This is a genomic window from Sphingomonas daechungensis, from assembly GCF_014489495.1.
GTDB lineage: Bacteria > Pseudomonadota > Alphaproteobacteria > Sphingomonadales > Sphingomonadaceae > Sphingomicrobium > Sphingomicrobium daechungense.
In genome coordinates this window covers 2405364-2430544 of record NZ_CP060780.1, presented here as the reverse complement: position 1 = coordinate 2430544, position 25181 = coordinate 2405364, and the positions used below count along the sequence as shown (strand labels likewise).

General features: G+C 64.0%; 27 protein-coding genes, 1 tRNA gene and 4 pseudogenes. 17 read left to right on the top strand and 15 right to left on the bottom strand.

The features are described from left to right. Positions 1-99: 99 nt before the first annotated feature. The 3 genes from H9L15_RS13135 (at position 100) to H9L15_RS13125 (ending at position 3416) form a co-directional block, all read left to right on the top strand. Entirely contained in the window at positions 100-1251 is a 1152-nt protein-coding gene (locus tag H9L15_RS13135; RefSeq protein ID WP_187714376.1) for an isovaleryl-CoA dehydrogenase, read from the top strand. A gap of 107 nt (positions 1252-1358) precedes the next feature. Next, on the top strand, positions 1359-2642 hold the full coding sequence (locus H9L15_RS13130; protein ID WP_187715912.1) for an MFS transporter: 1284 nt from the start codon (positions 1359-1361) through the stop codon (positions 2640-2642). 51 nt (positions 2643-2693) lie between these two features. Continuing rightward, positions 2694-3416, top strand: a complete 723-nt coding sequence (locus H9L15_RS13125; protein WP_187714375.1) for a c-type cytochrome — start codon at positions 2694-2696, stop codon at positions 3414-3416. Positions 3417-3514: 98 nt separating this feature from the next. On the opposite strand, the gene H9L15_RS17980 is transcribed toward H9L15_RS13125, so the two are convergent. Both H9L15_RS17980 and H9L15_RS17975 read right to left on the bottom strand, forming a co-directional pair. Then, positions 3515-4147 carry a M13-type metalloendopeptidase gene (locus H9L15_RS17980; protein ID WP_223276700.1) on the bottom strand — a complete coding sequence of 211 codons (633 nt, stop codon included), beginning with the start codon at positions 4145-4147 and terminating at the stop codon, positions 3515-3517. A 192-nt stretch (positions 4148-4339) separates the two neighbouring features. Next, positions 4340-5460 (bottom strand): annotated as a pseudogene (locus H9L15_RS17975) (M13 family peptidase); the annotation flags it as partial. 219 nt (positions 5461-5679) lie between these two features. Between H9L15_RS17975 and H9L15_RS13115 the strand changes: the two are divergent. The 9 genes and pseudogenes from H9L15_RS13115 to H9L15_RS13065 all read left to right on the top strand — a co-directional run bounded on the left by H9L15_RS13115 (position 5680) and on the right by H9L15_RS13065 (position 14150). Then, positions 5680-7281 (top strand): carboxyl transferase domain-containing protein, encoded by a 1602-nt coding sequence (locus tag H9L15_RS13115; RefSeq protein ID WP_187714374.1) that lies wholly within the window; start codon positions 5680-5682, stop codon positions 7279-7281. 8 nt (positions 7282-7289) lie between these two features. Further along, complete coding sequence (locus H9L15_RS13110; protein WP_187714373.1) at positions 7290-7757, top strand: nuclear transport factor 2 family protein; 468 nt, start codon at positions 7290-7292, stop codon at positions 7755-7757. Next, positions 7754-8736: pseudogene (gene bioB, locus H9L15_RS13105) on the top strand (biotin synthase BioB). The gene H9L15_RS13110 and the pseudogene bioB overlap by 4 nt, the downstream one beginning before the upstream one ends. Next, positions 8733-10608, top strand: a pseudogene (locus H9L15_RS13100) (acetyl/propionyl/methylcrotonyl-CoA carboxylase subunit alpha). Before bioB ends, H9L15_RS13100 begins: the two co-directional pseudogenes overlap by 4 nt. Beyond that, a complete protein-coding gene (locus H9L15_RS13090; protein WP_187714372.1) occupies positions 10605-11384 on the top strand; it encodes an SDR family NAD(P)-dependent oxidoreductase in 780 nt (259 codons plus the stop codon). Before H9L15_RS13100 ends, H9L15_RS13090 begins: the two are co-directional and overlap by 4 nt. Further along, a complete protein-coding gene (gene cysQ, locus H9L15_RS13085) occupies positions 11381-12277 on the top strand; it encodes a 3'(2'),5'-bisphosphate nucleotidase CysQ (protein ID WP_223276262.1) in 897 nt (298 codons plus the stop codon). Before H9L15_RS13090 ends, cysQ begins: the two co-directional genes overlap by 4 nt. A 292-nt stretch (positions 12278-12569) precedes the next feature. Then, entirely contained in the window at positions 12570-12926 is a 357-nt protein-coding gene (locus H9L15_RS13075; RefSeq protein WP_187714370.1) for a hypothetical protein, read from the top strand. A gap of 128 nt (positions 12927-13054) precedes the next feature. Beyond that, complete coding sequence (locus H9L15_RS13070; RefSeq protein ID WP_187714369.1) at positions 13055-13489, top strand: MarR family winged helix-turn-helix transcriptional regulator; 435 nt, start codon at positions 13055-13057, stop codon at positions 13487-13489. Between the two features lie 127 nt (positions 13490-13616). Then, entirely contained in the window at positions 13617-14150 is a 534-nt protein-coding gene (locus tag H9L15_RS13065; RefSeq protein ID WP_187714368.1) for a hypothetical protein, read from the top strand. A gap of 16 nt (positions 14151-14166) precedes the next feature. Here H9L15_RS13065 and H9L15_RS13060 read toward each other — a convergent pair. Next, positions 14167-14242, bottom strand: a tRNA-Val gene (locus tag H9L15_RS13060). A gap of 475 nt (positions 14243-14717) precedes the next feature. Between H9L15_RS13060 and H9L15_RS13055 the strand changes: the two genes are divergently transcribed. Then, positions 14718-14882: a hypothetical protein gene (locus tag H9L15_RS13055; RefSeq protein ID WP_223276260.1), complete on the top strand. Its 165-nt coding sequence runs from the start codon at positions 14718-14720 to the stop codon at positions 14880-14882. 9 nt (positions 14883-14891) lie between these two features. Here the strand turns inward: H9L15_RS13055 and H9L15_RS13050 are convergent, their stop codons facing one another. The 5 genes from H9L15_RS13050 to H9L15_RS13030 all read right to left on the bottom strand — a co-directional run bounded on the left by H9L15_RS13050 (position 14892) and on the right by H9L15_RS13030 (position 17241). Further along, the gene (locus H9L15_RS13050; protein WP_187714366.1) at positions 14892-15449 is read right to left on the bottom strand and encodes a F0F1 ATP synthase subunit B family protein; all 558 of its coding nucleotides are present in this window, start codon (positions 15447-15449) and stop codon (positions 14892-14894) included. Further along, positions 15442-15933 carry a F0F1 ATP synthase subunit B family protein gene (locus H9L15_RS13045; RefSeq protein WP_187714365.1) on the bottom strand — a complete coding sequence of 164 codons (492 nt, stop codon included), beginning with the start codon at positions 15931-15933 and terminating at the stop codon, positions 15442-15444. Before H9L15_RS13045 ends, H9L15_RS13050 begins: the two co-directional genes overlap by 8 nt. Before the next feature lie 44 nt (positions 15934-15977). Then, the gene (locus tag H9L15_RS13040; RefSeq protein WP_187480483.1) at positions 15978-16205 is read right to left on the bottom strand and encodes a F0F1 ATP synthase subunit C; all 228 of its coding nucleotides are present in this window, start codon (positions 16203-16205) and stop codon (positions 15978-15980) included. 23 nt (positions 16206-16228) lie between these two features. Further along, entirely contained in the window at positions 16229-17005 is a 777-nt protein-coding gene (locus tag H9L15_RS13035; protein WP_187715910.1) for a F0F1 ATP synthase subunit A, read from the bottom strand. A gap of 98 nt (positions 17006-17103) precedes the next feature. Further along, on the bottom strand, positions 17104-17241 hold the full coding sequence (locus H9L15_RS13030) for a hypothetical protein (RefSeq protein WP_187714364.1): 138 nt from the start codon (positions 17239-17241) through the stop codon (positions 17104-17106). A 303-nt stretch (positions 17242-17544) separates the two neighbouring features. On the opposite strand from H9L15_RS13030, the gene H9L15_RS13025 reads away from it, so the two are divergent. Next, positions 17545-18363 carry a PdaC/SigV domain-containing protein gene (locus H9L15_RS13025; protein WP_187714363.1) on the top strand — a complete coding sequence of 273 codons (819 nt, stop codon included), beginning with the start codon at positions 17545-17547 and terminating at the stop codon, positions 18361-18363. Between the two features lies 1 nt (position 18364). On the opposite strand, the gene H9L15_RS13020 is transcribed toward H9L15_RS13025, so the two are convergent. The 6 genes and pseudogenes from H9L15_RS13020 to H9L15_RS12990 all read right to left on the bottom strand — a co-directional run bounded on the left by H9L15_RS13020 (position 18365) and on the right by H9L15_RS12990 (position 22197). Next, on the bottom strand, positions 18365-18745 hold the full coding sequence (locus H9L15_RS13020; protein WP_187714362.1) for a YdbL family protein: 381 nt from the start codon (positions 18743-18745) through the stop codon (positions 18365-18367). A gap of 1 nt (position 18746) precedes the next feature. Continuing rightward, the gene (locus tag H9L15_RS13015) at positions 18747-18914 is read right to left on the bottom strand and encodes a YnbE family lipoprotein (protein ID WP_223276259.1); all 168 of its coding nucleotides are present in this window, start codon (positions 18912-18914) and stop codon (positions 18747-18749) included. A 52-nt stretch (positions 18915-18966) separates the two neighbouring features. Next, on the bottom strand, positions 18967-19323 hold the full coding sequence (locus tag H9L15_RS19075; RefSeq protein ID WP_262984815.1) for a hypothetical protein: 357 nt from the start codon (positions 19321-19323) through the stop codon (positions 18967-18969). A gap of 20 nt (positions 19324-19343) precedes the next feature. Next, positions 19344-20254: pseudogene (locus H9L15_RS20760) on the bottom strand (intermembrane phospholipid transport protein YdbH family protein). Then, on the bottom strand, positions 20248-20586 hold the full coding sequence (locus tag H9L15_RS12995; RefSeq protein WP_187714359.1) for a hypothetical protein: 339 nt from the start codon (positions 20584-20586) through the stop codon (positions 20248-20250). Before H9L15_RS12995 ends, H9L15_RS20760 begins: the two are co-directional and overlap by 7 nt. A gap of 900 nt (positions 20587-21486) precedes the next feature. After that, on the bottom strand, positions 21487-22197 hold the full coding sequence (locus tag H9L15_RS12990) for an intermembrane phospholipid transport protein YdbH family protein (protein WP_187714358.1): 711 nt from the start codon (positions 22195-22197) through the stop codon (positions 21487-21489). Positions 22198-22292: 95 nt separating this feature from the next. Here H9L15_RS12990 and radC point away from each other — a divergent pair, with 95 nt between their 5' ends. Continuing rightward, complete coding sequence (gene radC / locus H9L15_RS12985; protein ID WP_187714357.1) at positions 22293-22973, top strand: RadC family protein; 681 nt, start codon at positions 22293-22295, stop codon at positions 22971-22973. A 7-nt stretch (positions 22974-22980) separates the two neighbouring features. Here the strand turns inward: radC and H9L15_RS12980 are convergent, their stop codons facing one another. Then, positions 22981-23223, bottom strand: a complete 243-nt coding sequence (locus H9L15_RS12980) for a glutaredoxin family protein (protein WP_223276258.1) — start codon at positions 23221-23223, stop codon at positions 22981-22983. Positions 23224-23330: 107 nt separating this feature from the next. On the opposite strand from H9L15_RS12980, the gene purB reads away from it, so the two are divergent. Together purB and H9L15_RS12970 are read left to right on the top strand one after the other, a co-directional pair. Next, entirely contained in the window at positions 23331-24659 is a 1329-nt protein-coding gene (purB, locus tag H9L15_RS12975) for an adenylosuccinate lyase (RefSeq protein WP_187714356.1), read from the top strand. Next, positions 24640-25167 carry a biliverdin-producing heme oxygenase gene (locus H9L15_RS12970; RefSeq protein ID WP_187714355.1) on the top strand — a complete coding sequence of 176 codons (528 nt, stop codon included), beginning with the start codon at positions 24640-24642 and terminating at the stop codon, positions 25165-25167. Before purB ends, H9L15_RS12970 begins: the two co-directional genes overlap by 20 nt. The last annotated feature ends 14 nt before the right edge of the window (positions 25168-25181 follow it).

The window sequence follows — 25181 nt, the reverse complement described above, 5'->3', positions numbered from 1 at the left end:
TCCGGAGTCGGATTGTTGCGCCGCACATAAGACTGCCGGCTTGCTTGTTCAAACCTCAATGCCGGTGCTACGCGCGCCTCCAACACGAGAGGCTTTGAAATGTCCGACGCGACCTTCGACTTCCAGCTCGGCGAGATGGCCGACACCATCCGCGAATCCACGCAGCGCTTCGCCGCCGACAAGATCGCGCCGATCGCGGCGGAGATCGACGAGAAGGACGAGTTTCCGCGTCACCTCTGGCCGCAGATGGGCGAGCTTGGGCTGCACGGAATTACCGTCGCCGAAGAGGATGGCGGACTTGGCCTCGGCTATCTCGAGCATGTCGTGGCGCAGGAAGAGGTCGCCCGCGCGTCCGGCTCCGTCGGGCTCAGCTATGGCGCACACTCCAACCTCTGCGTGAACCAGATCCGTCGCTGGGCGAACCCGGAGCAGAAGCAGAAGTACCTCCCCAAGCTCATCAGCGGCGAGCATGTCGGCGCGCTCGCTATGAGCGAGGCGGGCGCGGGCAGCGACGTCGTCAGCATGAAGCTGAAGGCGGAGAAGGTCGGCAACGGCTACCGCCTCAACGGCACCAAGTTCTGGATTACAAACGGCTCCGAAGCCAACACGCTCGTCGTGTATGCCAAGACGGGCGAGGGCAGCCGCGGCATTACCGCCTTCCTGATCGAGCGCGAGATGGACGGGTTCTCGATCGGCCAGAAGGTCGACAAGCTCGGCATCCGCGGCTCGCCGACGGCGGAGCTGGTGTTCGACGATTGCTTCGTTCCGCCCGAGAATATCCTCGGCGAGGAGAACAAGGGCGTCGAGGTGCTGATGAGCGGGCTCGATTACGAGCGGACCGTTCTCGCCGGCATGCAGATCGGAATCATGCAGGCATGCCTCGACGTGGTCCTGCCCTACGTTCGCGAGCGCAAGCAGTTCGGGAAACCGATCGGGACATTCCAGCTGATGCAAGCCAAGGTCGCCGACATGTACGTCGCGCTCAATTCGGCGCGTGCCTACGTCTACCAGGTCGCCAAAGCGTGCGACGCGGGCAAGACGACGCGGCACGATGCGGCGGGTGCGATCCTGCTGGCGTCGGAAAATGCGGTGAAGGTCGCAAACGAAGCGGTCCAGGCGTTGGGCGGCGCGGGCTACACCAAGGACTGGCCGGTCGAACGCTACTATCGCGACGCGAAGCTGCTCGACATCGGCGCCGGCACGAACGAAATCCGCCGCATGTTGATCGGCCGGGAGCTGGTTGGCTCCTAACTCAGGTTAGGCCTGATTTTGCCCGCGTGAGGATTGCGCCCATAAGGTCCGCTGCATTGGCGGGGACGTGAGTGCGCGATCGGCTGAGCATCGGGCGCATTGTCGAAATGAACATCGGCTTCTTCGGCCTGCAGTTCAGCTTCGGGCTGCAGCAGGCAAACATGACGCCGATCTACAAATTCCTCGGCGCCGACGAGGCGACCATGCCATTGCTCTGGCTTGCCGGTCCGATGACGGGCCTGCTGGTGCAACCGATCATCGGTGCGTTGAGCGACCGTACCTTGTCGCGGATGGGACGGCGCACGCCATATTTCCTGATTGGCGCGATCGTCTGTTCGCTGTGCCTGTTTGCCATGCCCTACAGTCCCACGCTGTGGATGGCGGCGTCGCTGCTCTGGCTGCTGGACGCGGGCAATAACGTCACGATGGAACCTTACCGGGCTTATGTCGCCGACCGGTTGCTGCCCGAACAGCAGCCTGCGGGGTTCCTGACGCAGAGTGCTTTCACCGGCCTTGCCCAGTGCACGTCTTATGCTGCGCCGTCGCTATTGGCAGCGGCCGGGGTGTCGACGGCGATCATGCCAGGGCACCCGATCCCGGACATCGTCAAGCTGGCGTTCGTGGTCGGCGCGATCCTGTCGCTCGGGACGATCGTCTATTCGGTCGTCCGCGTGCCAGAGCTGAAGCTCGACGAAGCCGAGAAGGCGCGCATTGCCGCCTTGCCGCGCGGCTTCGGCGCGGCTCTTGCTGAAGTCGTGGACGCGGTTCGGGAGATGCCACAGGCCATGCGACGGTTGGCGGTTGCGATGCTTTGCCAATGGTATGCGATGTTCGTCTATTGGCAGTACATTTCCCTGTCGGTGTCACGGTCACTGTTCGGGACGACCGAGGCCGCCAGCGCCGCCTACATCGATGCCACACTGACGGCCCAGAAGATGGGCGTCGTTTACAATGCGATCGCATTTGCAGGCGCTCTCATCCTGATCCCGGTCCTGAAGCGCTTCAGCGTCTCGCTGGTCCATGCCGCGTGCCTGGCCGCGTCCGGCGCCGCGATGTTGCTGATCGCGGGGGCGAGCGGGACGGCGACGCTTTACGCGGCGACCCTCGGCATCGGCATCGGCTGGGCCGGGATGATGGGAAACACCTACGTAATGCTGGCCGACGCCATCCCGCCGGAGCGGACCGGCGTCTACATGGGTATTTTCAACATGTTCATCGTCATCCCGATGCTGATCGAAACCGTGACGATGCCGCTGATCTACCGGCCGGTTCTTGGCGGCGATCCCCGGCATGCACTGATGCTGGCCGGCGCCCTGATGATGCTTGGCGCGTTGGCGACTCTCCGGGTGTCGTCGCGAACGTCGCGAAGGGAGCGGCTCGAAGCTGGCTGATTCGGCTGTCGCTTCCGACTGCTTTATGGCTGCGTCGTCAGGGGGACTTTCATGTGCCAGCGACTTCTCGCCATGGTTTTGCTTGCAGCAACGAGCGGCTGCGACCGGAAAGCGGCCGACGCGCCTGCAGCCGTCGCCGCGCCAATGGAAGTCGCATTCGACGGGGCCAACGTGAAGGATGCGGCCGCCCGGCTTGCGCATGGCAAGCGGATCGGCTGGGCGTTGGGTTGCCACGGCTGTCACGGCAAGGATCTGGACGGCCACCGCTTCTACGAGGCTTACGCGTCGAACCTGACGCGCGATCTCGCCGCATACAGCGATCAGCAGATCGAGCATGTCCTGCGGGTCGGCGAACGGTCAAGCGGCAAGCCCTTGTGGGGAATGCCGTCGGAAGTATTCCAGCACCTTAGCGACGCCGACATGACGGCACTGATTGCCGACTTGCGATCGCTGAAGCCGAAGGGCGGCCCGACGCAGGCCATGCTCCCGTTCGAGGCCGAAACGAAGGAACTGATCGCGAGTGGCAAGTTCAAGCCTGCCGCCGACTTCGTGAAGGAGTGGAAGCACAAGCGACCGGTCGATCTCGGACCCGAGTACGCGCAGGGCAGATACATCGCGTCCGTGACCTGTGCCGAGTGCCACGGGTCAGCGCTGCAAGGGGATCCCGGGTTCACGCCCGATCTGATCGTCGCCGGCGCTTACTCCCGCGAGGAATTCGAGACCCTCCTGACCGAGGGCAAGCTCCCGGGCGGTCGGAAATTCAAGAACCCCTGATGGGCGAGGTCGCCGTCAGCCGCTTTACGCATTTCACGCCGCACGAACGCGACGCGCTCTACGCCTACCTCAAGGCACGCGCGGAGCTGCCGCAGTAACTACCAGACCTTTACCCGCTTGTCGGGCGCCAGATAGAGTTTCTCGCCTTCCTTGACGTCGAACGCCGTGTACCACGGATCGAGGTTGCGAACGGTCAGGGCACGGAATTGCCCCGGCGCGTGGCCGTCGGTCAGGACTCGTTGGCGAAGCTGCTCGTCGCGCATCTTGGTCGCCCACGCCTGCGCGTAGGCGATGAAGAAGCGCTGGTCGCCGGAATAGCCGTCGATGGCCTGCGCCTCCTTGCCGCCGAGCGAATGCTTGTAGGCGTCGTAGGCCGCGGCGAGGCCGGCCACGTCGGCGATGTTCTCGCCTAGCGTCAGCTTGCCGTTCAGGTGGAGTCCGGGAAGCGCTTCGTATTCGTCGTACTGCGCGGCCAGCGCATCGCCCGCCTGCTGGAAACGCTTGAAGTCCGCTGGAGTCCACCAGTTGCGAAGCGCACCGGTGGAATCGAACAGAGCGCCGTTGTTGTCGAAGCTGTGGCTGATCTCGTGCCCGATCACGGAGCCGATTGCGCCATAGTTGAATGCCGGGTCGGCCTTCGGATCGAAGAAGGGCCGCTGAAGGATTGCTGCCGGGAAGTTGAGCGCGTTCTGCACCGGCAGGTTGACCGCGTTCACCAGTTGCGGCGGCATCCACCATTCGGCGCGATCCATCGGTTTGCCGATCTTCGCGATCTGGTGGCGGTATTCTGCGAGACTCGCCGCTTTGGCGTTGGCGTAGGCGTTGCCGCCGATCTCCAGCGAGGAAATGTCGCGCCAAGTGTCGGGATAGCCGACGCCGACAACGATCGATTTCACTTTCTTGAGCGCTTCCGCCTTTGTCGACGGCGCCATCCAGTCGAGCGCCTCGACGCGGCGCGCGAAGGCAGCCTTGATCTCCTCGACCATCCGCTGAATTTCGGCCTTCGAGGACGCCGGGAAGTAGCGGTCGACATAGGTCTTGCCTACGGCGTCCTGGAGCGTGTCGCTGACTGCGTTCAGCGCCAACTCATCCCGCGGGCGCTCCTTGGGGATTCCAAGAAGCGCGGTGCTGTTGAACGCAAAGCTCGCATCACGGAAGCCCTTGGGGAGCACGTCGGCCTGCTGGTTGAGCGTATGAAACGCCAGCCAGTCCTTCCACGCATGCAGCGGCTCCGACGCAACGAGCGCCGACAGCTTCGGAATGGCGTTGGCATTATATGCTTCGAACTTGGGCGCGCTGCCGAGTTGCGCCGCGTCGAGTAGCGCTTTCCAGTCCAGGCCAGGCGCGTTCTTTTCCAGTTCCGCGCGTGACCAGACCTTCACGCCCTGGGCGAAATCCTCGCTTTCCTCACGCGTCGCGTGCGCGTTCGCGATCTTCGTTTCCAGCGCCATCACCCGGTCTGCCGCCGCCTTGGCGTCAGGGTAATTGGCAAGCTGCAGGATCTGACCGACATAGGTGCGGTACGTGTTGCGAAGGTCGGCCATCTTGGCGTCGCCGCTGAGGTAATACTCACGCTCCGGTAGGCCGATGCCGCCCTGCATGATGTAGGGCAATTGCTCGCCCGGCGTGCTCAGTCCCTGAGTGACGAAGATTCCGAACAGGTTCTCGGTGTGAAAATTGGTCGCGTTGAGCGGATCGGTGTCGGCACGCAAGGTGCGGCCGATGGCAGCGCTCAGCTGGGTCTTGTCGGCGATGCCGCCGATCGCATCGAGGTCCGCCTTGGCGGGCCTAGGCCGGCTTTGTCGATCGCGTCCGTGTTCAGATAGGCATTGTAGAAGTTGGCGATCTTCCCCTCGTTCGAGCCGGCATCCGGATTCGCCTTGAGGATCTCGGCGATCATGTCCTTCGTCTGCCGCTCGCGTTCCTGGTCGGCGATGGTGAAGGCACCGATGCGAGAACGGTCTTCGGGGATGGGCGTATTCTTGACCCAGCTGCCGTTGGCGAAAGCGAAGAAGTCGTCGCCCGGCTTGACGGATTTGTCCATCGAGGCGGGCACGATTCCAAGTTCGGTCCCTTGGGCGGTGCTACCTTGTTCGGTGCCAGTGCCGGCTTGCTGGCAGGCGGAAAGCGACAGTGCGAACGCGGACGCAACCAGAAGCAACTTTGAACGGGTCATTCGGGACCTTTCATGGGGTTTTGCCAAGCGCTGCAGCAGCAGCTAGGCGGGCGCAGGGATTTTTCGACCAACGGACCACCTGAGGGCATGAGCGCACCAAGGCTTCAGACAAGCATCAGCCCGGACAACGACGAATTTCGTGCCCGCCGTGAGCACAACCTCTCGCTCGTCCAGAAGTTGCGCGCGGACGTCGCCGAGGCGGCGCAGGGCGGTCCCGAGAAGCATCGCGAGCGCCACGTTTCGCGCGGCAAGCTGCTTCCGCGCGACCGCGTCGAGCGCCTGCTCGATTCGGGATCGCCGTTCCTCGAAATCGGCCAGCTCGCGGCCTTCGATTTGTACGATCACGAGGTGCCGGGCGCGGGCATGATCGCCGGTATCGGCCGCGTGTCGGGCAAGCAGGTGATGATCGTCTGCAACGACGCGACGGTGAAGGGCGGGACCTATTACCCGCTGACCGTGAAGAAGCACCTCCGTGCGCAGGAGATCGCGCTCGAGAACCGATTGCCGTGCGTCTACCTCGTCGACAGCGGCGGAGCGAACCTGCCGCACCAGGCCGAGGTCTTCCCCGACCGCGAGCATTTCGGGCGCATCTTCTTCAACCAGGCGCAGATGAGTTCGAAGGGCATCGCCCAGGTCGCCTGCGTCATGGGCAGCTGCACTGCTGGCGGCGCTTACGTCCCCGCGATGAGCGACGAGAGCGTCATCGTCCGCAACCAGGGGACGATCTTCCTAGGCGGCCCGCCGCTGGTGAAGGCGGCCACTGGCGAGGAGATCAGCGCCGAGGACCTCGGCGGCGGAGACCTCCATGCGCGCAAGTCGGGCGTCGTAGATCATCTCGCCGAGAGTGACGAACATGCGCTGACCATCGTCCGCGACATCGTCTCGACGCTGCAAAGCGAAGCGGGCGCGGGCATCGAGCTTCGCGAGCCGCGAGCGCCGGCCTACGACCCGGAAGAGTTGTACGGCGTCATCCCGGAGGACGTCCGCGCGCCCTACGACGTGCACGAGATCATCGCCCGCATCGTCGACGGTTCGGAGTTCCACGAGTTCAAGCCGCTCTACGGCTCGACCCTCGTCTGCGGCTTCGCGCACATCTGGGGCATGCCGGTCGCGATCCTCGCCAATAACGGCATCCTGTTCAGCGAGAGCGCCGTGAAAGGCGCGCACTTCATCGAGCTCGCCTGCCAGCGCCGCACACCGTTGCTGTTCCTGCAGAACATCAGCGGTTTCATGGTCGGCGGAAAGTATGAGGCGGAAGGCATTGCGAAACATGGCGCGAAGCTGGTCACCGCCGTCGCTACCGCGAGCGTTCCGAAGATCACCGTGCTGATCGGCGGAAGCTTCGGCGCCGGAAATTACGGAATGAGCGGCCGCGCCTACTCGCCGCGCTTCCTCTTCACTTGGCCCAACTCGCGCATCAGCGTGATGGGTGGCGAGCAGGCGGCGAGCGTTCTGGCGACCGTCCACCGCGATGCCGACAAGTGGACGCCCGAGCAGGCGGAAGCCTTCAAGCAACCGATCCGCGATGACTACGAAGCGCAGGGCAATCCGTGGCATGCCACGTCGCGGCTGTGGGACGACGGGATCATCGATCCGGCGCAGACGCGGGATGTGCTTGGGCTGGCCTTCGCGGCCTGTCTGAATGCGCCGATCCCCGAGCGGCCGCAGTTCGGCGTGTTCAGGATGTGACGCAAAGCATGGCTGTAATTCTTTCATTTCTTGCAGCAGTTGCAGCTCAGGGATTGCCGCCGGCCGAAGCGCTGCCGCCGCCCGATGGCGACACTGCAGCAGTCCTCGCTCCGATCAACGCCGTGTTCGCCGCATTCGAAAGCGGAGACGCTGCAGGGATGCTTCGTTACGTCTATCCCGAGGGCCGAGTCACAGCGACTGGAACGCGGGCGAACTCAAGCGGTCTGCGGCAGCAAAGCTGGATCCAGTTCGCCGAGCGCCTGAAGCCGGGCGAGGGCTTTCAGGAGCGGATCAGCGACCCTGCAATCGAGATCGACGGAGACGTGGCGATGGTCTGGGCCCCGTTCGTCGTGCGCGTCGGCGGCAAGGTCAGCAATTGCGGCTACGACCATTTCGACTTGGTCCGCGACAACGGCACCTGGAAGATCATGAACCTGACCTTCTCTTCTCGAACTACGGATTGCCCGGCCCAATGACCCGCAACGACTGGACCCGCGCCGAGATCGCGGAGCTCTTCGACCTTCCTTTCACGGAGCTCGTGTTCCGTGCTGCGGACGTGCACCGGCATCATCACGCGGCGGGTGAAGTGCAGCTTTGCACTCTGCTGTCGATCAAGACCGGCGGTTGCCCGAGGATTGCGGCTATTGCTCGCAGTCGGCGCATGCGGACACCGGCCTCAAGGCCGAGAAATTGATGGACGCCGACGCTGTCATCGCAGCTGCTCGTGAGGCCAAGGCGCATGGGTCGCAGCGCTTCTGCATGGGCGCGGCATGGCGTGAGCCGAAGGAGCGCGACATGCCGGCGCTGCTCGAAATGGTCAGCGAAGTGAAGGCGATGGGCCTCGAGACCTGCATGACGCTCGGCATGCTGACCGGCGAGCAGGCGCGGGCGCTGAAGGACGCGGGCCTCGACTATTACAATCACAACATCGACACCTCGCCCGAGCATTACGGCGACATCATCACCACGCGGACTTTCCAGGAGCGCCTCGATACGTTGGAGGAAGTGCGCAAGGCGGGAATGGCGGTCTGCTGCGGCGGAATCGTCGGCATGGGCGAGACGCGCGCGGACCGCGTCGGCTTCATCCATGCGCTGGCGACGCTCCCGCGCCATCCGGAGAGCGTGCCGGTCAATGCTTTGGTGCCGGTGAAGGGCACGGTGCTCGGCGAAATGTGGGGCGATGAGAAGCCGATCGACGACATCGAGTTCGTGCGGACGGTCGCGGTCGCCCGGATCACCATGCCGAAGTCGATGGTTCGCCTCTCGGCAGGCCGTGAAAGCATGTCGGAGAGCACGCAGGGGCTGTGCTTTCTGGCGGGAGCGAACAGCATCTTCACCGGCGACCGGTTGCTGACGACGCCGAATGCTGGCGACAACGCCGACGCGGCCCTGTTCGCCAAGCTGGGACTCAAGCCGTTGGTCGCGGAAGAGCCGATGCGGGTGGCCGCCGAATGATCTCGTCGCTGCTTATCGCCAATCGCGGCGAGATTGCCTGCCGCATCATCCGGACCGCGCGCGAGATGGGCGTGCGGACGGTTGCGGTCTACTCCGATGCGGATGCCAATGCGCTTCATGTGCGGATGGCGGACGAGGCGGTGCACATCGGGCCGAGCCCGGCGCGCGAGAGCTACCTGGTCGGCGAGAAGATCATCGAGGCGGCCAAGGCCACCGGTGCCGAAGCTATCCACCCGGGCTACGGCTTCCTGTCGGAAAATGCCGACTTCGCGCAGGCGGTGATTGACGCCGGCCTGATCTGGGTCGGGCCGAAGCCCGACAGCATCCGCGCCATGGGCCTGAAGGACGCCGCGAAGAAACTCATGTCCGACGCCGGCGTGCCGGTGACGCCCGGCTATCTCGGCGAGGATCAGGACCCAAAGCGCCTGAAGGCCGAGGCCGACACGATCGGCTATCCGGTGCTGATCAAGGCGGTGGCGGGTGGCGGCGGCAAGGGCATGCGCCGCGTCGACGACGGCGCGCACTTCGACGACGCGCTCGAAAGCTGTAAGCGCGAGGCAGCCAGCTCATTCGGCGACGACCGCGTGTTGATCGAGAAATACATCCTCTCGCCGCGCCACATCGAAGTGCAGGTCTTCGGCGACAGCCACGGCAACGTCGTCCATTTGTTCGAGCGCGACTGCTCGCTCCAGCGCCGCCACCAGAAGGTGATCGAGGAAGCGCCCGCGCCCGGCATGGACGAGGCGACCCGCGAAGCGGTCTGCGGCGCGGCAGTGCGCGCAGCCAAGGCCGTGAACTACGAAGGCGCGGGACGATCGAGTTCATCGCCGACGCCAGCGACGGCCTGAAGGGTGACCGCATCTGGTTCATGGAAATGAACACACGCCTGCAGGTCGAGCATCCGGTAACCGAAGAGATCACCGGTCAGGACCTGGTCGAATGGCAGCTCCGCGTCGCATCGGGCGAAAAGCTTCCGAAGACGCAGGGCGAATTGTCGATCAATGGCTGGGCAATCGAGGCGCGGCTTTACGCCGAGGATCCGGCGAAGGGCTTCCTGCCGAGCGTTGGTCCGCTCGACCATTTCGATCTGGGCGAAGACGGCCGCATCGAGACGGGTGTTGAAGAGGGCGATGCCATTTCGCCCTTCTACGACCCGATGATCGCCAAGCTTGTCGCCCGCGGCGACGACCGCGAGGAAGCGATCGGCGAGCTTGCTTCCATCCTGGACGAGGTCGAAGTCTGGCCGGTCCGCACAAACGCCGGCTTCCTGTTCAACGCCTTGCTGCAGCCGGAGTTCGGGGCGGCCGAGCTCGATACGGGCTTCATCGAGCGTCACATCGAGACGCTTGTCCCTGACGCCGAACCGGACGACGCGATTTGGCGTGGGGCCGCAGTCGTAGCGCTCGCGCAGGATGAGAATGACGACGCCTTCGCCGGCCTTTCGGGCTTCCGCCTCAATGCCCGCAGCGGACCAGTGTCGCGCTGGGCTTCCACGGCGACTTCCGTACGGTCTCGTCGGACGAGGGCGATTTCGCCGCCGTCTCAGGCTTCCGTGACGATGAGCGCGTGGTCGCCTTCTACGAGGGCAATGCATACGAATTCGACCTTGCTGCGCGGGGAAGCGTCGCCGGGCAGGGCATCGCCAACGGTGTGATCGCAGCGCCGATGCCGGGGAAGGTCACTGCCGTCGAGGTTTCTCAGGGAGAAACGGTTGCGAAAGGGCAACGTTTGCTCACATTGGAAGCCATGAAAATGGAGCATGGATTGACCGCGCCATTCGATGGCACGGTCGCCGAATTGAGCGCGCAGGCTGGCGTCCAGGTCAGCGAGGGCGCGGTCCTCGCTCGTGTCGAACCCAAGGAGACAAAATGAAGATTCAGGGCATTGCCGCGGTCGTGACCGGCGGCGCATCCGGACTCGGTGAGGCCACCGCTCGCGAGCTTGCAAGCCGCGGTGCCAAGGTCGCCGTGTTCGATCGCGACATCGAGAAAGGCGAGAAGGTCGCCGCCGAGATCGGTGGAATATTCTGCGAAGTCGACGTGACCAGCGACGAGAAAGTTGCCGCAGCGTTCGCCAAGGCGCGTGAGGCTCACGGGCAGGAGCGCGTGCTGGTCAACTGCGCCGGCGTGGCCAATGCCGCCAAGACCGTCGGCCGAGACAAGGAGACCAAGGAGCCGAAGGCGTATCCGATGATCCAGTTCGAGCTGGCCATCCAGATCAACCTGATCGGCTCGTTCCGCTGCATCGCTCACTCGGCTTACGGCATGGTCAATCTCGATCCGCTGGAAGACGGGGAGCGCGGCTGCATCATCAATACCGCATCGGTCGCGGCCGAAGACGGGCAGATCGGACAAGCGGCCTATTCGGCGTCGAAGGGCGGCGTGCTGGCGATGGCCCTGCCGATTGCTCGCGACCTTATGAACGACGGCATCCGCGTGAACACCATCCTCCCGGGTGTGTTCAAGACGCCGATGGTCGCGATGATGCCGCCGAACGTGCAAGACGCCCTCGGTGCGCAAGTCCCGTTCCCGAAGCGGCTCGGCAAGGCCGAGGAATATGCCGATCTCGCAGCCTTCATCGTCGAGACTCCTTATCTGAATGCAGAAGCGATCCGTCTCGATGGCGGCATCCGAATGGCGCCTCGTTGATCGATTACGGCCGGCTTCTGGATGAAATCGCGGTAGCGGCGCGCGAGGCGGGCGAGGCGATCCTCGAGGTTGTCCGGCGTGGCTACGACGTCGAGCACAAGCAGGACTCGTCTCCGGTCACTGAAGCAGACCGGGCGGCCGAGCTGGTCATCCTTGCGGCACTTGCCAGGGCCGCGCCCGGCGTCCCGGTCATTGCCGAGGAAGAAGTGGCTGCCGGCCGCATTCCCGCGCATGGCGACACCTACTTCCTCGTCGACCCGCTCGACGGGACCAAGGAGTTCGTCCGGGGCGGTGACGACTACACGGTCAACATCGGGCTGATCGCCGAGGGCGTCCCGCATCTTGGCGCGGTGTTCGCTCCTGCAACGCAGCGGCTCCATGGAGGCCTGGTCGGAGAGGGCGCGTGGCTCGAAGATCACAGCGGACGCATCCCGATCTCGGTCCGGCAGCCTGGCGAGCAGCTCGTCGCCGTGGCGTCGAAATCGCATTTCAACCAGCCGACCGCCGATTATCTCGCCCAGGCGGCGGGGGAGTGCGGCTACGTCGCGATCGGATCGTCGCTCAAGTTCTGTATTGTCGCCGAAGGACGCGCCGACATCTACCCGCGGCTGTCGCCGACCAGCGAATGGGACACGGCGGCCGGCCACGCGGTCCTGCTCGCGGCGGGAGGCATCGTCGATGGCCCGACGGCAATCCGCTCGCTTACGGCAAGCGCGCCTTCCTCAACCGGGGCTTCGTCGCCACCGGCGGCTGGAAGCCGACTGCGATCGGCTCATTTCTCGAGCCATTCTCCGGCGGCGGGGAGATCCCTGTCGGGGTTTGAGCCAGATCGGACGGAGATGCGCGGGCGCATGGCCTCGACCTCCGCCCGCATCATCTCCAGCTGCACGTAAAGCTCAAGTGCCAGCGCGTTCCGGCCCTCGACCACGCCAATGCGCCAGGCGAGCCATTGCGCCTCGTCGATTGCCCGATTGAGTTCAGATAACCATTGCATTCGCGCCGAGATCGACGCGGCCTTCCTAGACGCATTCACTCGCGTGTCCCCCGCAGAGCGGCAACTATGGCGCAAATCTTTCTGCGGTCTTGGAATTCACTCCGTTTCGGACTCAGTTTTGGGCTGACTTTGCTCCGCTTTGCAGTCTAACAACGTTGTTGCTCGGCACGCTTTTGTAACTGGGGTGTCGCATGAACGCCTACTCGACCGAGCATAATAGCCAGACTGAATTGACCTCCGCTCCGGTTCTGATTGCCGGGGACAGCGAGGCTTCGCTTCGCAGGGCAATCATGACCGTTGAAGCCGCCGGGGCCCGCGTCGGCGCGGCCATTCCGCTTGAGCAAGCTTCGGAGCGTATTGAGATCCAGCCCTCCGCCTCGGCGGTCTGGATTGAATTGGAGCGAGATGGCGGGCCGGTGATGGATCGGCTGCTTGCCCAGGTCAGCCATGACGCCAGCGAGGGACGCTATTGCGCGGTCGTGTCTGCAAGCAAGGACCTGCTCGACCTGGCCTTCCTGGGCGTCGGGGGAAGCCCGTCGAGCTGCTGATCGATGGCAACGATGCCGAGCGGGCGGCGGCCCTGGCTGTCTCGACCTCGGGCATTCATCAATATCGAAAAGTCTCGGACATCGCGTCTGATCGCAGTAGCGAGCGGCTACGTCAGCTCAGCGACGAAGTGGGACGGATCGCGTCGACGCTTGCGCGCCTGTCCTCGGGGCCCGACGCAACCCCGCGGACGATCCCTGAGCTGCGAACCGGGGACGCACCCCAGATTCCGGCCGAGGCCGTGCGCCAGGTCATTCGTGCCCGCCGCTTGCGCAACCGCTTCTTCAAGGAAGACCTGTTTGCCGATCCCGCGTGGGACATGTTGCTCGATCTTCTGCAGGCGGAAATCGCTCAGCTTCGCGTTCCCGTCTCGAGCCTTTGCATCGCCGCTGCGGTGCCCGCAACGACGGCCCTGCGCTGGCTCAAGACCATGACGGACCAGGGCATTTTCCGCCGCCGGGCAGACCCGCATGACGGTCGGCGTGTGTTCGTCGAGCTCTCGCCCGAAGCAAGCCTTGCGATGCGCCAGTACTTCGCCGAGGTTGGCCCGGTCGGCACCGTCTGACGGTCATGAATTATGAACCCGAGGCTGTTAGCCTGGTCTCATGTTCCGGTCGTCAGCGCCATTCGAAAGCCAGTTCCGGTGGGAGGTTGACCGCTGGGTCTTCCGCTTCCGTCAGCGTGGCGCCCCTGTGGAAGTTACCCGACTGGAGCGCGATCGGCTGGTAGCCCGCCATATCCAACGCACGCGGACCATCACCCGCACCTGGTTCGCGGGAGTCTTCGCGTTCTGTTTCCTGTCGGCGTTCGCCATGCCTTATGTTCCCAGCAGCTGGCTGGCAGCCGGGTACTTCAGCACGGCGATTCTGCTCGGCTTCGGGCTTCGCTACTGGGCGGACCAGGCGGTCACACTGCCGCTGCGGAGGCGGCTGCCGGTTGGCGAGAAGCTCGGCTTTCTCGGTGCCTGGATGATGCGGGCGGAAGTCACTTCCTGGCCGCAACTCCTGCTCGGCTTCGCGGCGGTGATTCCTGCAAGTATCCTTGTCCTTACCCTGCCGGACGCCTTCTCTCGGGTAGAGCGCTGGACCGGTGCAGCGGTGGTCATGCTGGTCGGTGCAATGCTGATGTTCATGGCGGCGCTGAAGCTGCTGATCGACTGGCGCGAGCGACGCCGCAATGCGTGGCGCGACGATCTTGAAGAAGCGCGCGATCTCAGGGTGGACTGAGGCACCTATTTGGAAATGGTGGGCGGTGACGGGCTCGAACCGCCGACCCTCTCGGTGTAAACGAGATGCTCTACCAACTGAGCTAACCGCCCTTGGCCTTGCGCCATGCCATGCGCCATATCATTCGGCAACGGACAAGGGGGTTCATGCGGGGATATCGGGATCCGGGACCGGAAGACGAGGCGGATGACCAATTTCGTTTCGAGGACCAGTTCGAAGCCGACGAATACGGTCTGACTTTTCGCAAGTTCGGGCGCGGACGTCCGGTTCGTGTTACGCCCCAAGAACGTGACGAATGCATCGATCGCTTCGAGCGTCTTGATGCCCTCCTCAATCAGGTTAGCTTCGCAGTCCTCATGGTGTGGATGTTGGCCGCCATGCGATGGGGCGGCACGGATGTTTGGTCGCAAGCGCTCTGGATTAGCGCGATAGCCGTGATGGTTCTCGTCGATTTGCGCGGCAAACCGGCTACTTTGGAGGATACGGCTGACTGCTCACTTTGTTCGGCGCGTTCCCGTCGGTCCCGAACGAACTATTATGGATCAGTACCGATCGAAGGCGGCACGATTGAGCTGGCCAATGGTAGGGCTTGCCGCAGCGCTTGGCGCTATCATGCTGTGGCTGACAGACTTCAGTCGCCCCTGGCACCTTCTCGAGCGCGCGCACGTCAGCTTCGCGCTGCTCGGTCTAATCGCACTATCTTTGGTGAAGATCTTCGATCGGCGGCGCTGAAACAGCTTCTTAGCGGCTGCCGATGCTCCGGATCGCGTCGGCGACGAGCGTTTCGTCAGCCTTGGCGTCGACGCGCTCGCGAATGATGCGGGCGGCGGCTTCGCGGGCGGCGTCGGCGGCGGTGGCGCGGAGTTGCTCGACCGCTGCACGCTCTTCGGCGGCGATCTTGTCTTCGGCCATGCGCTGGCGGCGCTCCACGAGGACCTCGGCATTGTCCTTGGCCTGGGCAACGATCGCTTCCGCTTCGTGACGAGCCCGATCGACGATGGAAGCCGCTTCCGTGTCCGCCGACTTCGTCTTGGCCTCATATTCGGCCTTGAGCTTTTCGGCGTCCTTGCGGAGCGATTCCGCTTCGGCGAGCTGGTTGCGGATCACGTCGATCTTGCTGTCCAGTGCCTTGCCGATCGCGGCCGGGACCTTTTTCGCGATGATGATCGCGATAACGACCAGCATCGCCAGGCCGATGAACATCGGCGCGGTGATCAGGCCGAACGCGGCCGGTTCGGCATGTTCCACCGCACCGCCATGCTCGACGGTAGCAGTGGTTTCTGCGTGCGGATTAGCCATTGAGCACCGCCTTGACCGCCGGCTGAGCGTCCTTCGGAGCAATCTTCTGGCCGGTCAGCTTGGCGACCAGCTCGCTCGCGGCGTCCGCCGCCACCGTTTCGAGATCGTGGCGAGCAGCGTCCGCCGCCTCGCGGATCTTCGCCTCGGCATCGGCAATCTTCTTGGCGACCTTGTCGTCCACGGCCTTCAGGCGCTTCTCGGTGTCGAGGCCGGCCTGCTGCTTGGCGTCCTGCGCGACCTTCAATGCCTCGCTGCGGCTCGCGTCGATCCGCTCGCGATACGCTTCCTCGGCAGCTTCCGCCTGCTCGCGGGCGCTTTGGGCGGCCGCCAAGTCTTCGGCGATCTTGCGGTCGCGGTCTTCCACGACCGACTGGATCTTCGGCACCATTCCGCGCCCGATCCAGAAGTAGATGATGCCGAACACCAACAGCAGCCAGAAGAGCTGGCTGATGAAGACTTCGGAAAGCTGATTAATCTGAGGCATCGAAGGTCCCGATTATCCGGCCGGACGAACCGGCCGGAGAATGATCAACGCGCGTAGAGAATGATCATGGCGACCGCGAATGCGATCAGGCCCAGAAGCTCGGCGGCGGCGAAGCCGATGAACAGGCGGCCCTGCTGGCCGTCGGCGGCTGCCGGGTTGCGGAGCGCGCTCTCGAGGAACGAGCCGAAGACGTTGCCGACGCCGATGGCCGCGGCGCCAACGCCGATGGCTGCAAGACCGGCACCGATGACCTGTGCGGAAGCGAAATCCATGTGAAACTCCTTTTATCGAACTCTTAGTGAAGGTTGACTGCGTCGTTGAGATACAGGGACGTCAACAGCGCAAATACGTAAGCTTGGATCGCGCAGACCAGCAGCTCCAACGCAGTCACGCCGACGATGAAGAAGAAGCTGATAAGCGCTACCAATAGACCCATCAGCCCACCGCCGCTGAGCGGGTCCGCGATGAACGCATTGCTCGTCCCAACAATGAAGTTTCCGAACACTTCCATCAGGATGTGGCCGGCGATCATCGCGACGAACAGCCGGAGGCCGAGACTGAACGGGCGGACCATGAACGAGATGAACTCGATGGCCGCGATCAGCGGGATCATGATCTTCGGCGTGCCATGCGGGACGAAAAGCGAGAAGAAATGGAAGCCGTGGCGCCAGAAGCCGACGATCAGGACAATCGAGAAGCTCAGGACGGCGAGGACGCCGGTGATGCTGAACTGGCTGGTCGTGGTGAACTGGTGCTGGCCCGGGATGACGCTGAGCGGGAACAGGCCGAGCAGGTTCGCGGTCAGGATGAATACGAACAGTGAGAAGATGTAGGGCATGAACTTCTTGCCCTCGGGCCCGATGTTCACTTGCACCATATTGTCGATGAAGCCGGTCAGGCCTTCCACCGCCATCTGCCAGCGGCCCGGAACGAGTTGGCGCTTCATTCCCATCATCATGAAGCCAAGGATCAGCGCGAGCGCGATCATCAGCCAGAGGGAATTGTTCGTGAAGCTGATGTCGTAACCGCCGATGTTCAGTGGAACGATGGGTTCCACCGTGAACTGGTGCATCGGATCGATCTTGCCTGCTTCGGCCACTTCGCTCTTACCCTCTTACGATCCCGTCCCGGGCGAATTGCCCGGCGGCGTTTTCGAAATTCGCATGACGTTCACCACGCCCACCCGAAGCCCACGAAGAGCATGATCAGGAAGAACGTCGGAAAGGTCCCGAACAACGTGTCGAGGCCCACCCGATAATCCCACCGCCCGCCGGAGCGCCGATGAGGTGGCTGAACATCAAACTCCAAATCCGAGTGCTCGGATTTGCCTGTGCCTTGCCGGTCCGTTTCGCCTCCGCCTCTTGCAACCGGTCGAGCCGCTGTTCGAGCGAATCGAGCCTTGCATCTGGTGGAAGCTTTTGGTCCTGCCCGGTCTCGTCCGTCGCCATGATCTTTCCCTGTGCGTCGCCCGCCATGATTGGGGTGTTCAAAGGGCGAGAAACATGGCGGCGACCAAGGCCGCCTAGGCGCCGCTCCTTTATGAAGGGGGCGGGCCAAGTCAACCGCCGCGAAGCCCTGTCAGCCAACGCTGCAATGTGTACACTCGACGGCATGAGAGCCAGCGTCATAATGCTCGTCGCGCTAGCGGCCTGCGGCCAGCAGTCAGCGCCTTCGTCTGTTGAGGAGAACAGGGCGCGGCCTGCCTCCAGCCAGCAGGTCCGTTCGTCGCCGCAGCCAATCGTGCCCGCCGCCAAGCCGTTCAAGGTCGAGGAGGAAACCAGCCTCTACAGTTTCGCCTACAGCTGGCCGGCGGAAGCTTCCGCGGTACCCGAACTCGTGGCGCGCTTCACTAAGGACAAGGATGAGACAAAAGCCGAGCTGATCGCGGGCGCCAAGGAAGATCGCGATGGCCGGCTGAAGGACGGCTACGACTACCACGCCCACGAGACCCAGAAGCATTATGAGACCGAGGGCCAGTCGGAGCGGCTGCTCAGCCTCGAGAGCAACGTCTACGCCTTCACGGGTGGAGCGCACGGGTCGAGCGGTTCGGGTTCCTTGCTGTGGGACCGCGAGCTGAAGCGCGAAATCTCGATCCAGGACCTGCTCCAGCCGGGGCAGAGCTGGACCGGAGCGATCCGGCAGCCGTTCTGCATCCTCCTCAATCGAGAGCGTGAGAAAAGGCGCGAGGAGCCGGTGAAGCCTGACGACCTGTTCGGCAATTGCCCGGAATGGAAGGAGCTTACAGTCCTCGTCACCGACACGGACAAGAATGGCCGGTTCGATCACATCACGGTGATCGCCGATCAGTATGTCGCCGGTCCCTACGCTGAAGGGGACTACGAGATAACGCTTCCCATCACAGCAACGATGATCGACCGCCTCAAGCCCGAGTATCGGTCTTCGTTCGAGCCCCGGCCTCCGGTGGAGTGAACTAGCCGCAATAGCTCGGCTGGGCGATGACCTGGCCGGGCTGGCGCCGGCGCCAGACACCGTCCTGAAGCAGATAGGCCTCGCCAACCTGCACGCGGGTCAGAAGTTCGCATCCGGTCGCGAGCCCTGCGACCTGCGGCGTCACCCCGCGACGTCGGCCCAGGTCGACGTAGAGCGATCGACGTCGAATGTTGATGGCATTGACCTGCCTGACGACTACCGGCGCCGGCTGGGACGCGATCCCCAGATATCCGTCGTAGCGCTCACCGACCTGCCCCGCGCGGCGGGCAGCCGCCAACTCGGCATAGCCCTGCTGCGCAGGGGCAACCGCCGGAACTGCCGCTGCGAAGGCCGCGACGGCCAGGAATTTCAGATCGCGCATCTTATTGCTTCGGCGTTTGCGGGAAGGCATCCGGGTTTTGCTGAATGAGTTGCTGTGCGTCCTGCTGAAGCCGGACGAGCACCTCCTGCCGGATCTCGACGTTGAGGTTGATTTCGATCGGTTTGTCAGGCGTCTTCACCGTCACGCAGCCCGCCAGCGATATCGCCATCAGGGCGCCCGCACTCAGCCTTGGGATCGATCTCCGGTATTTCATCATCGGCTCACTCGCTTGGCTCTGGGGTTGTAGACACATCCACCTGGTCCTTGATCGGTGGGACATTGGATTGCTGCTCTTCTTCCTTGCGGATGACGCGGGTCTCGGTCGCGAGGCCGGGCGTATCGAGCGGGAAAGGGAGTACCGGCGCGATGACGTCTTTCGGGTCCTTGAAGCCCTTGGCCATCTGGATCAGCGCGCGGAACGGCCCGTGGACGCTGAGATTCACCTTCAGCGGCACCTTCTTGAAGGCGTTGCGAACGAGACCGGCAGCAAAGCCACCGCGGTTGCCAAGCGACACCTCGCCAATCTCGAACCTCGAAGCAAATTCGCCGGCAAGATCGCCATCGAGGCGGATCGTCATTTCGTGATACTTCAGGTTGCTCAGCAGGTCGAAGGCCAGGCCGACCGCGATGCCCGCGTCGGGCTTGGTCCCATTGTAGGTGAAGTCCCGCCCGGCGGCCGCGAATGCAGCCGGCCGCCGACAACCCGACCGCCGTTCTCGTCGAAAATCATCGGCAGCACGCCGTCGAAGGTTCCGGTGATGGTGATCCCTTCGAACCCGAAGCTGTCGATGAACTGCTTGGCGTCGAAGCCTTCGACCTCGAACGTCAGGCGCTTCGGACTGGGCCGGCCGAAGTTGAGAATCGTTTCATGAAGGATGAGGCGGCCGCCCATGAACGGCCATTCGCCGCGCTCGACCTTCACTAGCTGGTCGGGCAGCAGCTGGTATTTGATGACCCCGTTCTCCACGAGGATACCCGGGTTGACCGTCGCCACCGTCGCGGTCTGGCCCGGGCGGTGACGAGACCCAGCAGGTCGGTGAAATGCCCCGTCGTGGACAGGCCGGTGACTGGCCCGAAGGGAGCGGCGAGGTCCATGTTCGCGGTGGAGAATTCGCCGGTCGAGGTGACCTTGCCGTCGCCATTCCAGTTGATCTCGCCGCGACCGCGAACCGTGCCCTGAACGAGGGCGATCACGCCTTCCGTCAGCCGTGTCAGCTCTTCCGGCTGCAGGCCTTCGTTGAAGGCGATCCCGGGAACATCGAGAACGGCCTGGCCGCTATCGCTGGCGAGCGAGTGGCGAATGGTGACGTCGGTGACCTTCGTCCCGCTGTCCGGATGCACCAGGGTTCCGCCGGCACGGATGTCGTCTCCGGACAAGGTCACGCGGAAGTCGTTGCTTCGTAGGGTGTAGAAACGCGGGGTCGGATCCCGATCCGAGAGGTTGAGGGCGCCGCTGACTGTCAGGTCGTTCTTGAAGAAGCGCCATTTGCCATCCGCGTCGCTCAGCACCAGCGGCACCGTCCCGATCGTCGAGCGGCCGCCGGCGAAGGTGCCGCTGATCCCGCTGCCGCCGAACGTCCCTTGAGGTTGGCCGCGTCGAACGCGAATGGCGCCTCGGACCGGCCGATGCGGACGCCCAGATCGGCGGCCGAGAACTGCTGGCCGATGATTTGGGCAGTGTCGGCCCGGAGCTGAAGCGGGGACTTGCCCAGCCGCCCCGCGAGCTGTGGCTTACTGAGTCTTGCTGCGATGCGCAGGTCGCCTTCTGCGGGCTGGGAAACGATCGCCGCGCCGATCGCGCAGACGGGCAGCCTCGTCGGCCCAAACTCGATTTCCCGCATTCGGAACAGCCGCCAGCTGGTAACGATGCAGCCGCGGCCGACAGTGAACGCCCCCGCTGGGCCAAGCGTCCCGTTGAGCGGCAGGCGGAAGGCCTGGACCCGGCCGTCGGGGAACGGTCCGTCGAGAAGCGCAACGGTGCTGAAATCGGTGGCCCCGCTGGCGCTGGCCTGGAACCGGATCGGATCGAGCGCGAGCCGCGATGCCCCGCCTGGTAGGGGGCGAAGCGCGCCATGCCGGTCATCGGTGCCCCGCTGCGTGGCTGGCGCAGGAGCACCTGGCCGTCGGGAAGGCCGCCACCGGCCATCTTGATCAGACCATCGATGCGCAGGCGTCCCGACGGCCAGTAATATGTGACTCCGTCACCGCCGGAGACCTGAGCGCGGGCGCCTGTCGGAGCCTGGACGTTCGCGGTCTCGATGCGGGCGGCACCTCCGCCGGGATAGTTCACCATCCGAATCGAGCCCGACGCGTTGAACGACTGTGACGCCTTGGCGATGCCGTTGCTGATCGAGACTGCAATCGGACCGATCGGTGTGTCCTTGGCCGCGGCCAGCGGGTCGACGACACTTGCCAGAACCGAACGATCAAGCGCGGCGCCATCGGCGGAATAGTTGGACACCAGTGACAGCGTGCCGGCGGAGGCGCCGATCAGATATTTGCCATCAATCCGGGTGCGGTCGGCATAAATGGGCCCGAGCCGCGAACGCTGGGCGGACGCATCGATCTTTCCGTAAGCGGCGGTAGGCGTACCCGTGAAAGTGACGTTGCCGGTCATCGCCGCGAGTCCATTCGCGCCGGCAACGATGCTTTGCGTCGTCACGCGGGCACTGCCGTCGAAGGCGGTGAAACTCTCGCTGAAGATGCTTTTCAATTCGAAGCGGGGCCGCTGCATCAGCAGGTTACTGCTGGGGCAAGTGAACCGTTCGGCCACGAAGGGCCCTTCGACATGAGGCCGGCGGGCGACCACCCGAACCGCGGTGTAGGCGCGCATGCCGTCGAGGCTGCACTTGCCCATGTCGATCCGTGGACTGATCGCCGCGACATTGCCCTTGAAGCCGCCCGTCAAGTTGCCGGTTCCGCCAACGCGAACCCCACCGGGCCCATCGGAGTTTGGAGAGCGATGCTGCTGTCCGCGATATCGAGCACGACGTTGGGAAGTGCGAACGGCTCTCCGCTCGGCGCCGGCAGCATCTTGCTGACATCGCCCCAATCGACCTTGCCGTTGACGACCTTGCCCGCAGGCGGACGCCGCGTGCGACGATGCGATAGACGCTGACGCTCCCGGTTAGCGTCCAGCGTACCTGGATCTGCGCGAAGCGGGCGGTGAGATCCGGGTTCTTGGGATCGCCAATGACGAGGTTGCTAACCTGCTCGGTGCGTAGTCCTACGCGGTCGAGGTGATAGGTCGCCTTGACGCCGCGCTTCTCGAACTGGTCCTCGAGAACTTCGGTCGCGATCGGCTTGCGGGCAATCCAGACGCCGGCGACCGCGATCGTCAGCAGGACGAGGAAAGCGGCGAGGGCGATCGCGGCGACCCGGCGCCAGCCGCGCCGGCGCTCGACACGTGTGCCGCCGGGAGAATCGCCGTCATCGCTCCGCATTGCTGCCATCGGCTCTTAGAAACCCTCCCGCTACGGCCCGTTCCGTTGGCGACATGAACCCGGCGTTGCAAGCGGTGACCTTTGTCGCCTAGCGTCGGTGCGGGATGGAGTATGTTCCGGGTAACGCGTCAGGGCACCGCGCCCGCCTTCGCCAGCGCCTGTTCGACGGCGGGCCGAAGGCCCTGCTGGATCACGAGCTCGTCGAATATTTGTTGGCGCTTGCCATCCCGCGCCGCGACACCAAGGCGCAGGCGAAAGCGCTGATCGCGCAATTCGGCGGCATCGGGCCTTTGCTTTCTGCCGATCCCGAGAGCCTGAAGCGGGAGGGACTGAGCGACGGCGTCGTTGCCGCCCTCAAGATCGCGGAGGCGACCGCGCATCGCCTTCTAGAGGCTCGCCTCGAAGACCGGCCGGTCCTGTCGAGCTGGGACGCGTTGCAGGACTATCTGCGAGCGGCGATGGCCCATTCGCCGGTGGAAGAGGTGCGAGTCCTTTTTCTCAACGCCAAGAACATCCTGATTGCCAACGAGGCGATGTGGCGCGGATCGGTCGACGAGGCCTCGATGCACGTACGCGAGGTCATGAAGCGGGCAATGGCTCACGGAGCAACCGCGATCATCATCGTCCACAATCACCCCAGCGGCGATCCGACGCCAAGCCAGGCCGATATCAAGTTGACCAGAGAGCTGATGGAGGCGGGACGGCACATGAAGGTCACGGTGCACGATCATGTGATCGTCGGGACCCGGGGACAGTCGAGCTTGCGGACGATGGGCCTGATGTGACTTCCGATCAGGTCGTCGCGAGGTAGCGCTCCAGCTCTTCTGTTCCGCCGATCGGTTGGTCGTCGATCAGAATGAATGGGGTAGTGGCCAGGTTGTTCTCAGCCTTGAAGGTTTCCACCTCCTCGCGGCTCCTCAGGATGCGATCGTCCACCTGGAACCCGCACGCTTCGAGCATCTCCTTGGCACGAACACCGTACGGGCATGTGTGATCCGGCAGGACCATACGAAAAAGCGTGGCTTGACGAGTCATGATACGGGGTCCTCCAGACGCTCTTTCGGAAACGGCCCTAAACATCCCGCGTTCCTCGTCCGAATGCGATTTGATGCATCGCGGCATCCCTGCTAGCCGCCCGGCGCATGGTTCCCCGCTATTCCCGCCCCGAGATGACGGCCATCTGGTCGGCCGAAAACCGCTATCGCATCTGGTTCGCGATCGAAGTGTTTGCGGCGGAGGCGATGGGGCAGGTGGGGATGATCGCGGCCGAGGATGCCGCGACGATCCGCAAGGCGTACGACAGTGACGTTCTCGGCGAGATCGACGTTCCCGCCATCGACGCGATCGAAGCGGTTACCAAGCATGACGTGATCGCCTTCCTCACCTGGGCCGGCGAGAAGCTCGGGCCGGAGCGGCGCTGGCTGCACCAGGGTATGACGAGCTCCGACGTTCTGGACACGGCCCTCGCGGTGCAGCTGAAACAGGCCGCGGACCTGCTGATCGCCGATCTCGACAAATTGCTCGAGGCGCTGAAGACGCGTGCGTTCGAGCATAAACTGACGCCGACCATCGGCCGTAGCCATGGCATCCATGCCGAACCGACCACGTTCGGGCTGAAGCTGGCGCAGGCCTATGCCGAGTTCGATCGCAGCCGCGCTCGCCTGGTCGCTGCGCGCGATGACGTCGCGACCTGTGCGATTTCGGGAGCCGTAGGGACGTTTGCCAATGTCCGGCCGGAGATCGAAGCCCATGTCGCCAAGGAGCTGGGCCTGACGCCGGAGCCCATTTCGACCCAGGTGATCCCGCGCGACCGTCACGCCATGTTCTTCGCGACCTTGGGCGTGATCGCGTCCTCGATCGAGCGGCTGGCAACCGAGATCCGCCATCTCCAGCGCACCGAGGTGCTCGAAGCGGAGGAATATTTCTCGCCCGGCCAGAAGGGCAGCTCGGCGATGCCGCACAAGCGGAACCCGGTGCTCACCGAGAATCTTACCGGCCTCGCGCGCGTCGTCCGCAGCGCCGTCGTTCCGGCGATGGAGAATGTGGCGCTCTGGCACGAGCGGGACATCTCGCATTCTTCGGTCGAGCGCTTCATCGGTCCTGACGCGACGATCACGCTGGATTTTGCCCTGGCGCGGCTGACTGGCGTGGTCGACAAACTGCTCGTCTATCCCGAGCGGATGGAAAAGAACCTCAATCGCATGGGCGGGCTGATCCATTCGCAGCGCGTGCTGCTGGCGCTCACCCAGGCCGGCATGAGCCGCGAGGACTCCTATTCGCTCGTCCAGCGCAACGCGATGAAGGTCTGGGAGTCCGACGGACAGCTTTCGCTGCTCCAGCTCCTCAAGGACGACCCGGACGTCACTGCGAAGCTGACTTCCGAACAGTTGGAAGGCCTCTTCAACCTCGATTACCACCTGAAGGAAGTCGACACGATCTTCTCCCGCGTCTTTGGAGGCGCCAGCGATTGAGCGCGCGTTCGTATCTGCGTTCCATCACCAGGCCGGCCATGACCGGGTAGACGCACTTTTCTCCGCATTCGATCTGTCGGATGACCGCTCCTACGCGGATTTTCTGGCGGCGCAGGCGGCCGCCTTCCTTCCGATCGAGGAGGCGCTGGAGAAAGCGGGTGCGGCCAGACTGCTTCAGGACTGGCCGCAGCGCCGGCGCTCCGATGCCCTCAGGGCTGATCTCGCCGCTTTGAGCCGGCCCTTGCCAACTCGCGCACGCGCTCCGGACTACGCTGACGAAGCCTCCATCTGGGGCGGACTCTACGTCCTCGAAGGCTCGCGGCTGGGGGGCGCGGTGCTCCGGAAGGATGTCGGAGAGCACCTGCCGAAAAGCTTCCTTAGCCCGTCACCCAAGGGGTCTTGGGCGGCTTTCGTTGCGGAACTTGAACGGAATCTCTACGGCAGCGTTGTTCTTCATCGGGCCGGGGTCAGTGCGCTTAACACCTTCGCCTGTTTCGAGAATTTGTAGGCAAGGGCGTCAAT

Excerpts from the sequence above, each read along its gene's own strand:
- H9L15_RS13135 (WP_187714376.1), top strand. The coding sequence starts at position 100 with ATGTCCGACGCGACCTTCGACTTCCAGCTCGGCGAGATGGCCGACACC.
- H9L15_RS13130 (WP_187715912.1), top strand. The coding sequence starts at position 1,359 with ATGAACATCGGCTTCTTCGGCCTGCAGTTCAGCTTCGGGCTGCAGCAG.
- H9L15_RS13125 (WP_187714375.1), top strand. The coding sequence starts at position 2,694 with ATGTGCCAGCGACTTCTCGCCATGGTTTTGCTTGCAGCAACGAGCGGC.
- H9L15_RS17980 (WP_223276700.1), bottom strand. The coding sequence starts at position 4,147 with ATGCCGCCGCAACTGGTGAACGCGGTCAACCTGCCGGTGCAGAACGCG.
- H9L15_RS13115 (WP_187714374.1), top strand. The coding sequence starts at position 5,680 with ATGAGCGCACCAAGGCTTCAGACAAGCATCAGCCCGGACAACGACGAA.
- H9L15_RS13110 (WP_187714373.1), top strand. The coding sequence starts at position 7,290 with ATGGCTGTAATTCTTTCATTTCTTGCAGCAGTTGCAGCTCAGGGATTG.
- H9L15_RS13090 (WP_187714372.1), top strand. The coding sequence starts at position 10,605 with ATGAAGATTCAGGGCATTGCCGCGGTCGTGACCGGCGGCGCATCCGGA.
- H9L15_RS13075 (WP_187714370.1), top strand. The coding sequence starts at position 12,570 with ATGAACGCCTACTCGACCGAGCATAATAGCCAGACTGAATTGACCTCC.
- H9L15_RS13050 (WP_187714366.1), bottom strand. The coding sequence starts at position 15,449 with ATGGCTAATCCGCACGCAGAAACCACTGCTACCGTCGAGCATGGCGGT.
- H9L15_RS13045 (WP_187714365.1), bottom strand. The coding sequence starts at position 15,933 with ATGCCTCAGATTAATCAGCTTTCCGAAGTCTTCATCAGCCAGCTCTTC.
- H9L15_RS13040 (WP_187480483.1), bottom strand. The coding sequence starts at position 16,205 with ATGGATTTCGCTTCCGCACAGGTCATCGGTGCCGGTCTTGCAGCCATC.
- H9L15_RS13035 (WP_187715910.1), bottom strand. The coding sequence starts at position 17,005 with ATGCACCAGTTCACGGTGGAACCCATCGTTCCACTGAACATCGGCGGT.
- H9L15_RS13025 (WP_187714363.1), top strand. The coding sequence starts at position 17,545 with ATGAGAGCCAGCGTCATAATGCTCGTCGCGCTAGCGGCCTGCGGCCAG.
- H9L15_RS13020 (WP_187714362.1), bottom strand. The coding sequence starts at position 18,745 with ATGCGCGATCTGAAATTCCTGGCCGTCGCGGCCTTCGCAGCGGCAGTT.
- H9L15_RS13015 (WP_223276259.1), bottom strand. The coding sequence starts at position 18,914 with ATGGCGATATCGCTGGCGGGCTGCGTGACGGTGAAGACGCCTGACAAA.
- H9L15_RS19075 (WP_262984815.1), bottom strand. The coding sequence starts at position 19,323 with ATGACGATCCGCCTCGATGGCGATCTTGCCGGCGAATTTGCTTCGAGG.
- H9L15_RS12995 (WP_187714359.1), bottom strand. The coding sequence starts at position 20,586 with ATGCGGGAAATCGAGTTTGGGCCGACGAGGCTGCCCGTCTGCGCGATC.
- H9L15_RS12990 (WP_187714358.1), bottom strand. The coding sequence starts at position 22,197 with ATGGCAGCAATGCGGAGCGATGACGGCGATTCTCCCGGCGGCACACGT.
- radC (WP_187714357.1), top strand. The coding sequence starts at position 22,293 with ATGGAGTATGTTCCGGGTAACGCGTCAGGGCACCGCGCCCGCCTTCGC.
- H9L15_RS12980 (WP_223276258.1), bottom strand. The coding sequence starts at position 23,223 with ATGACTCGTCAAGCCACGCTTTTTCGTATGGTCCTGCCGGATCACACA.
- purB (WP_187714356.1), top strand. The coding sequence starts at position 23,331 with ATGGTTCCCCGCTATTCCCGCCCCGAGATGACGGCCATCTGGTCGGCC.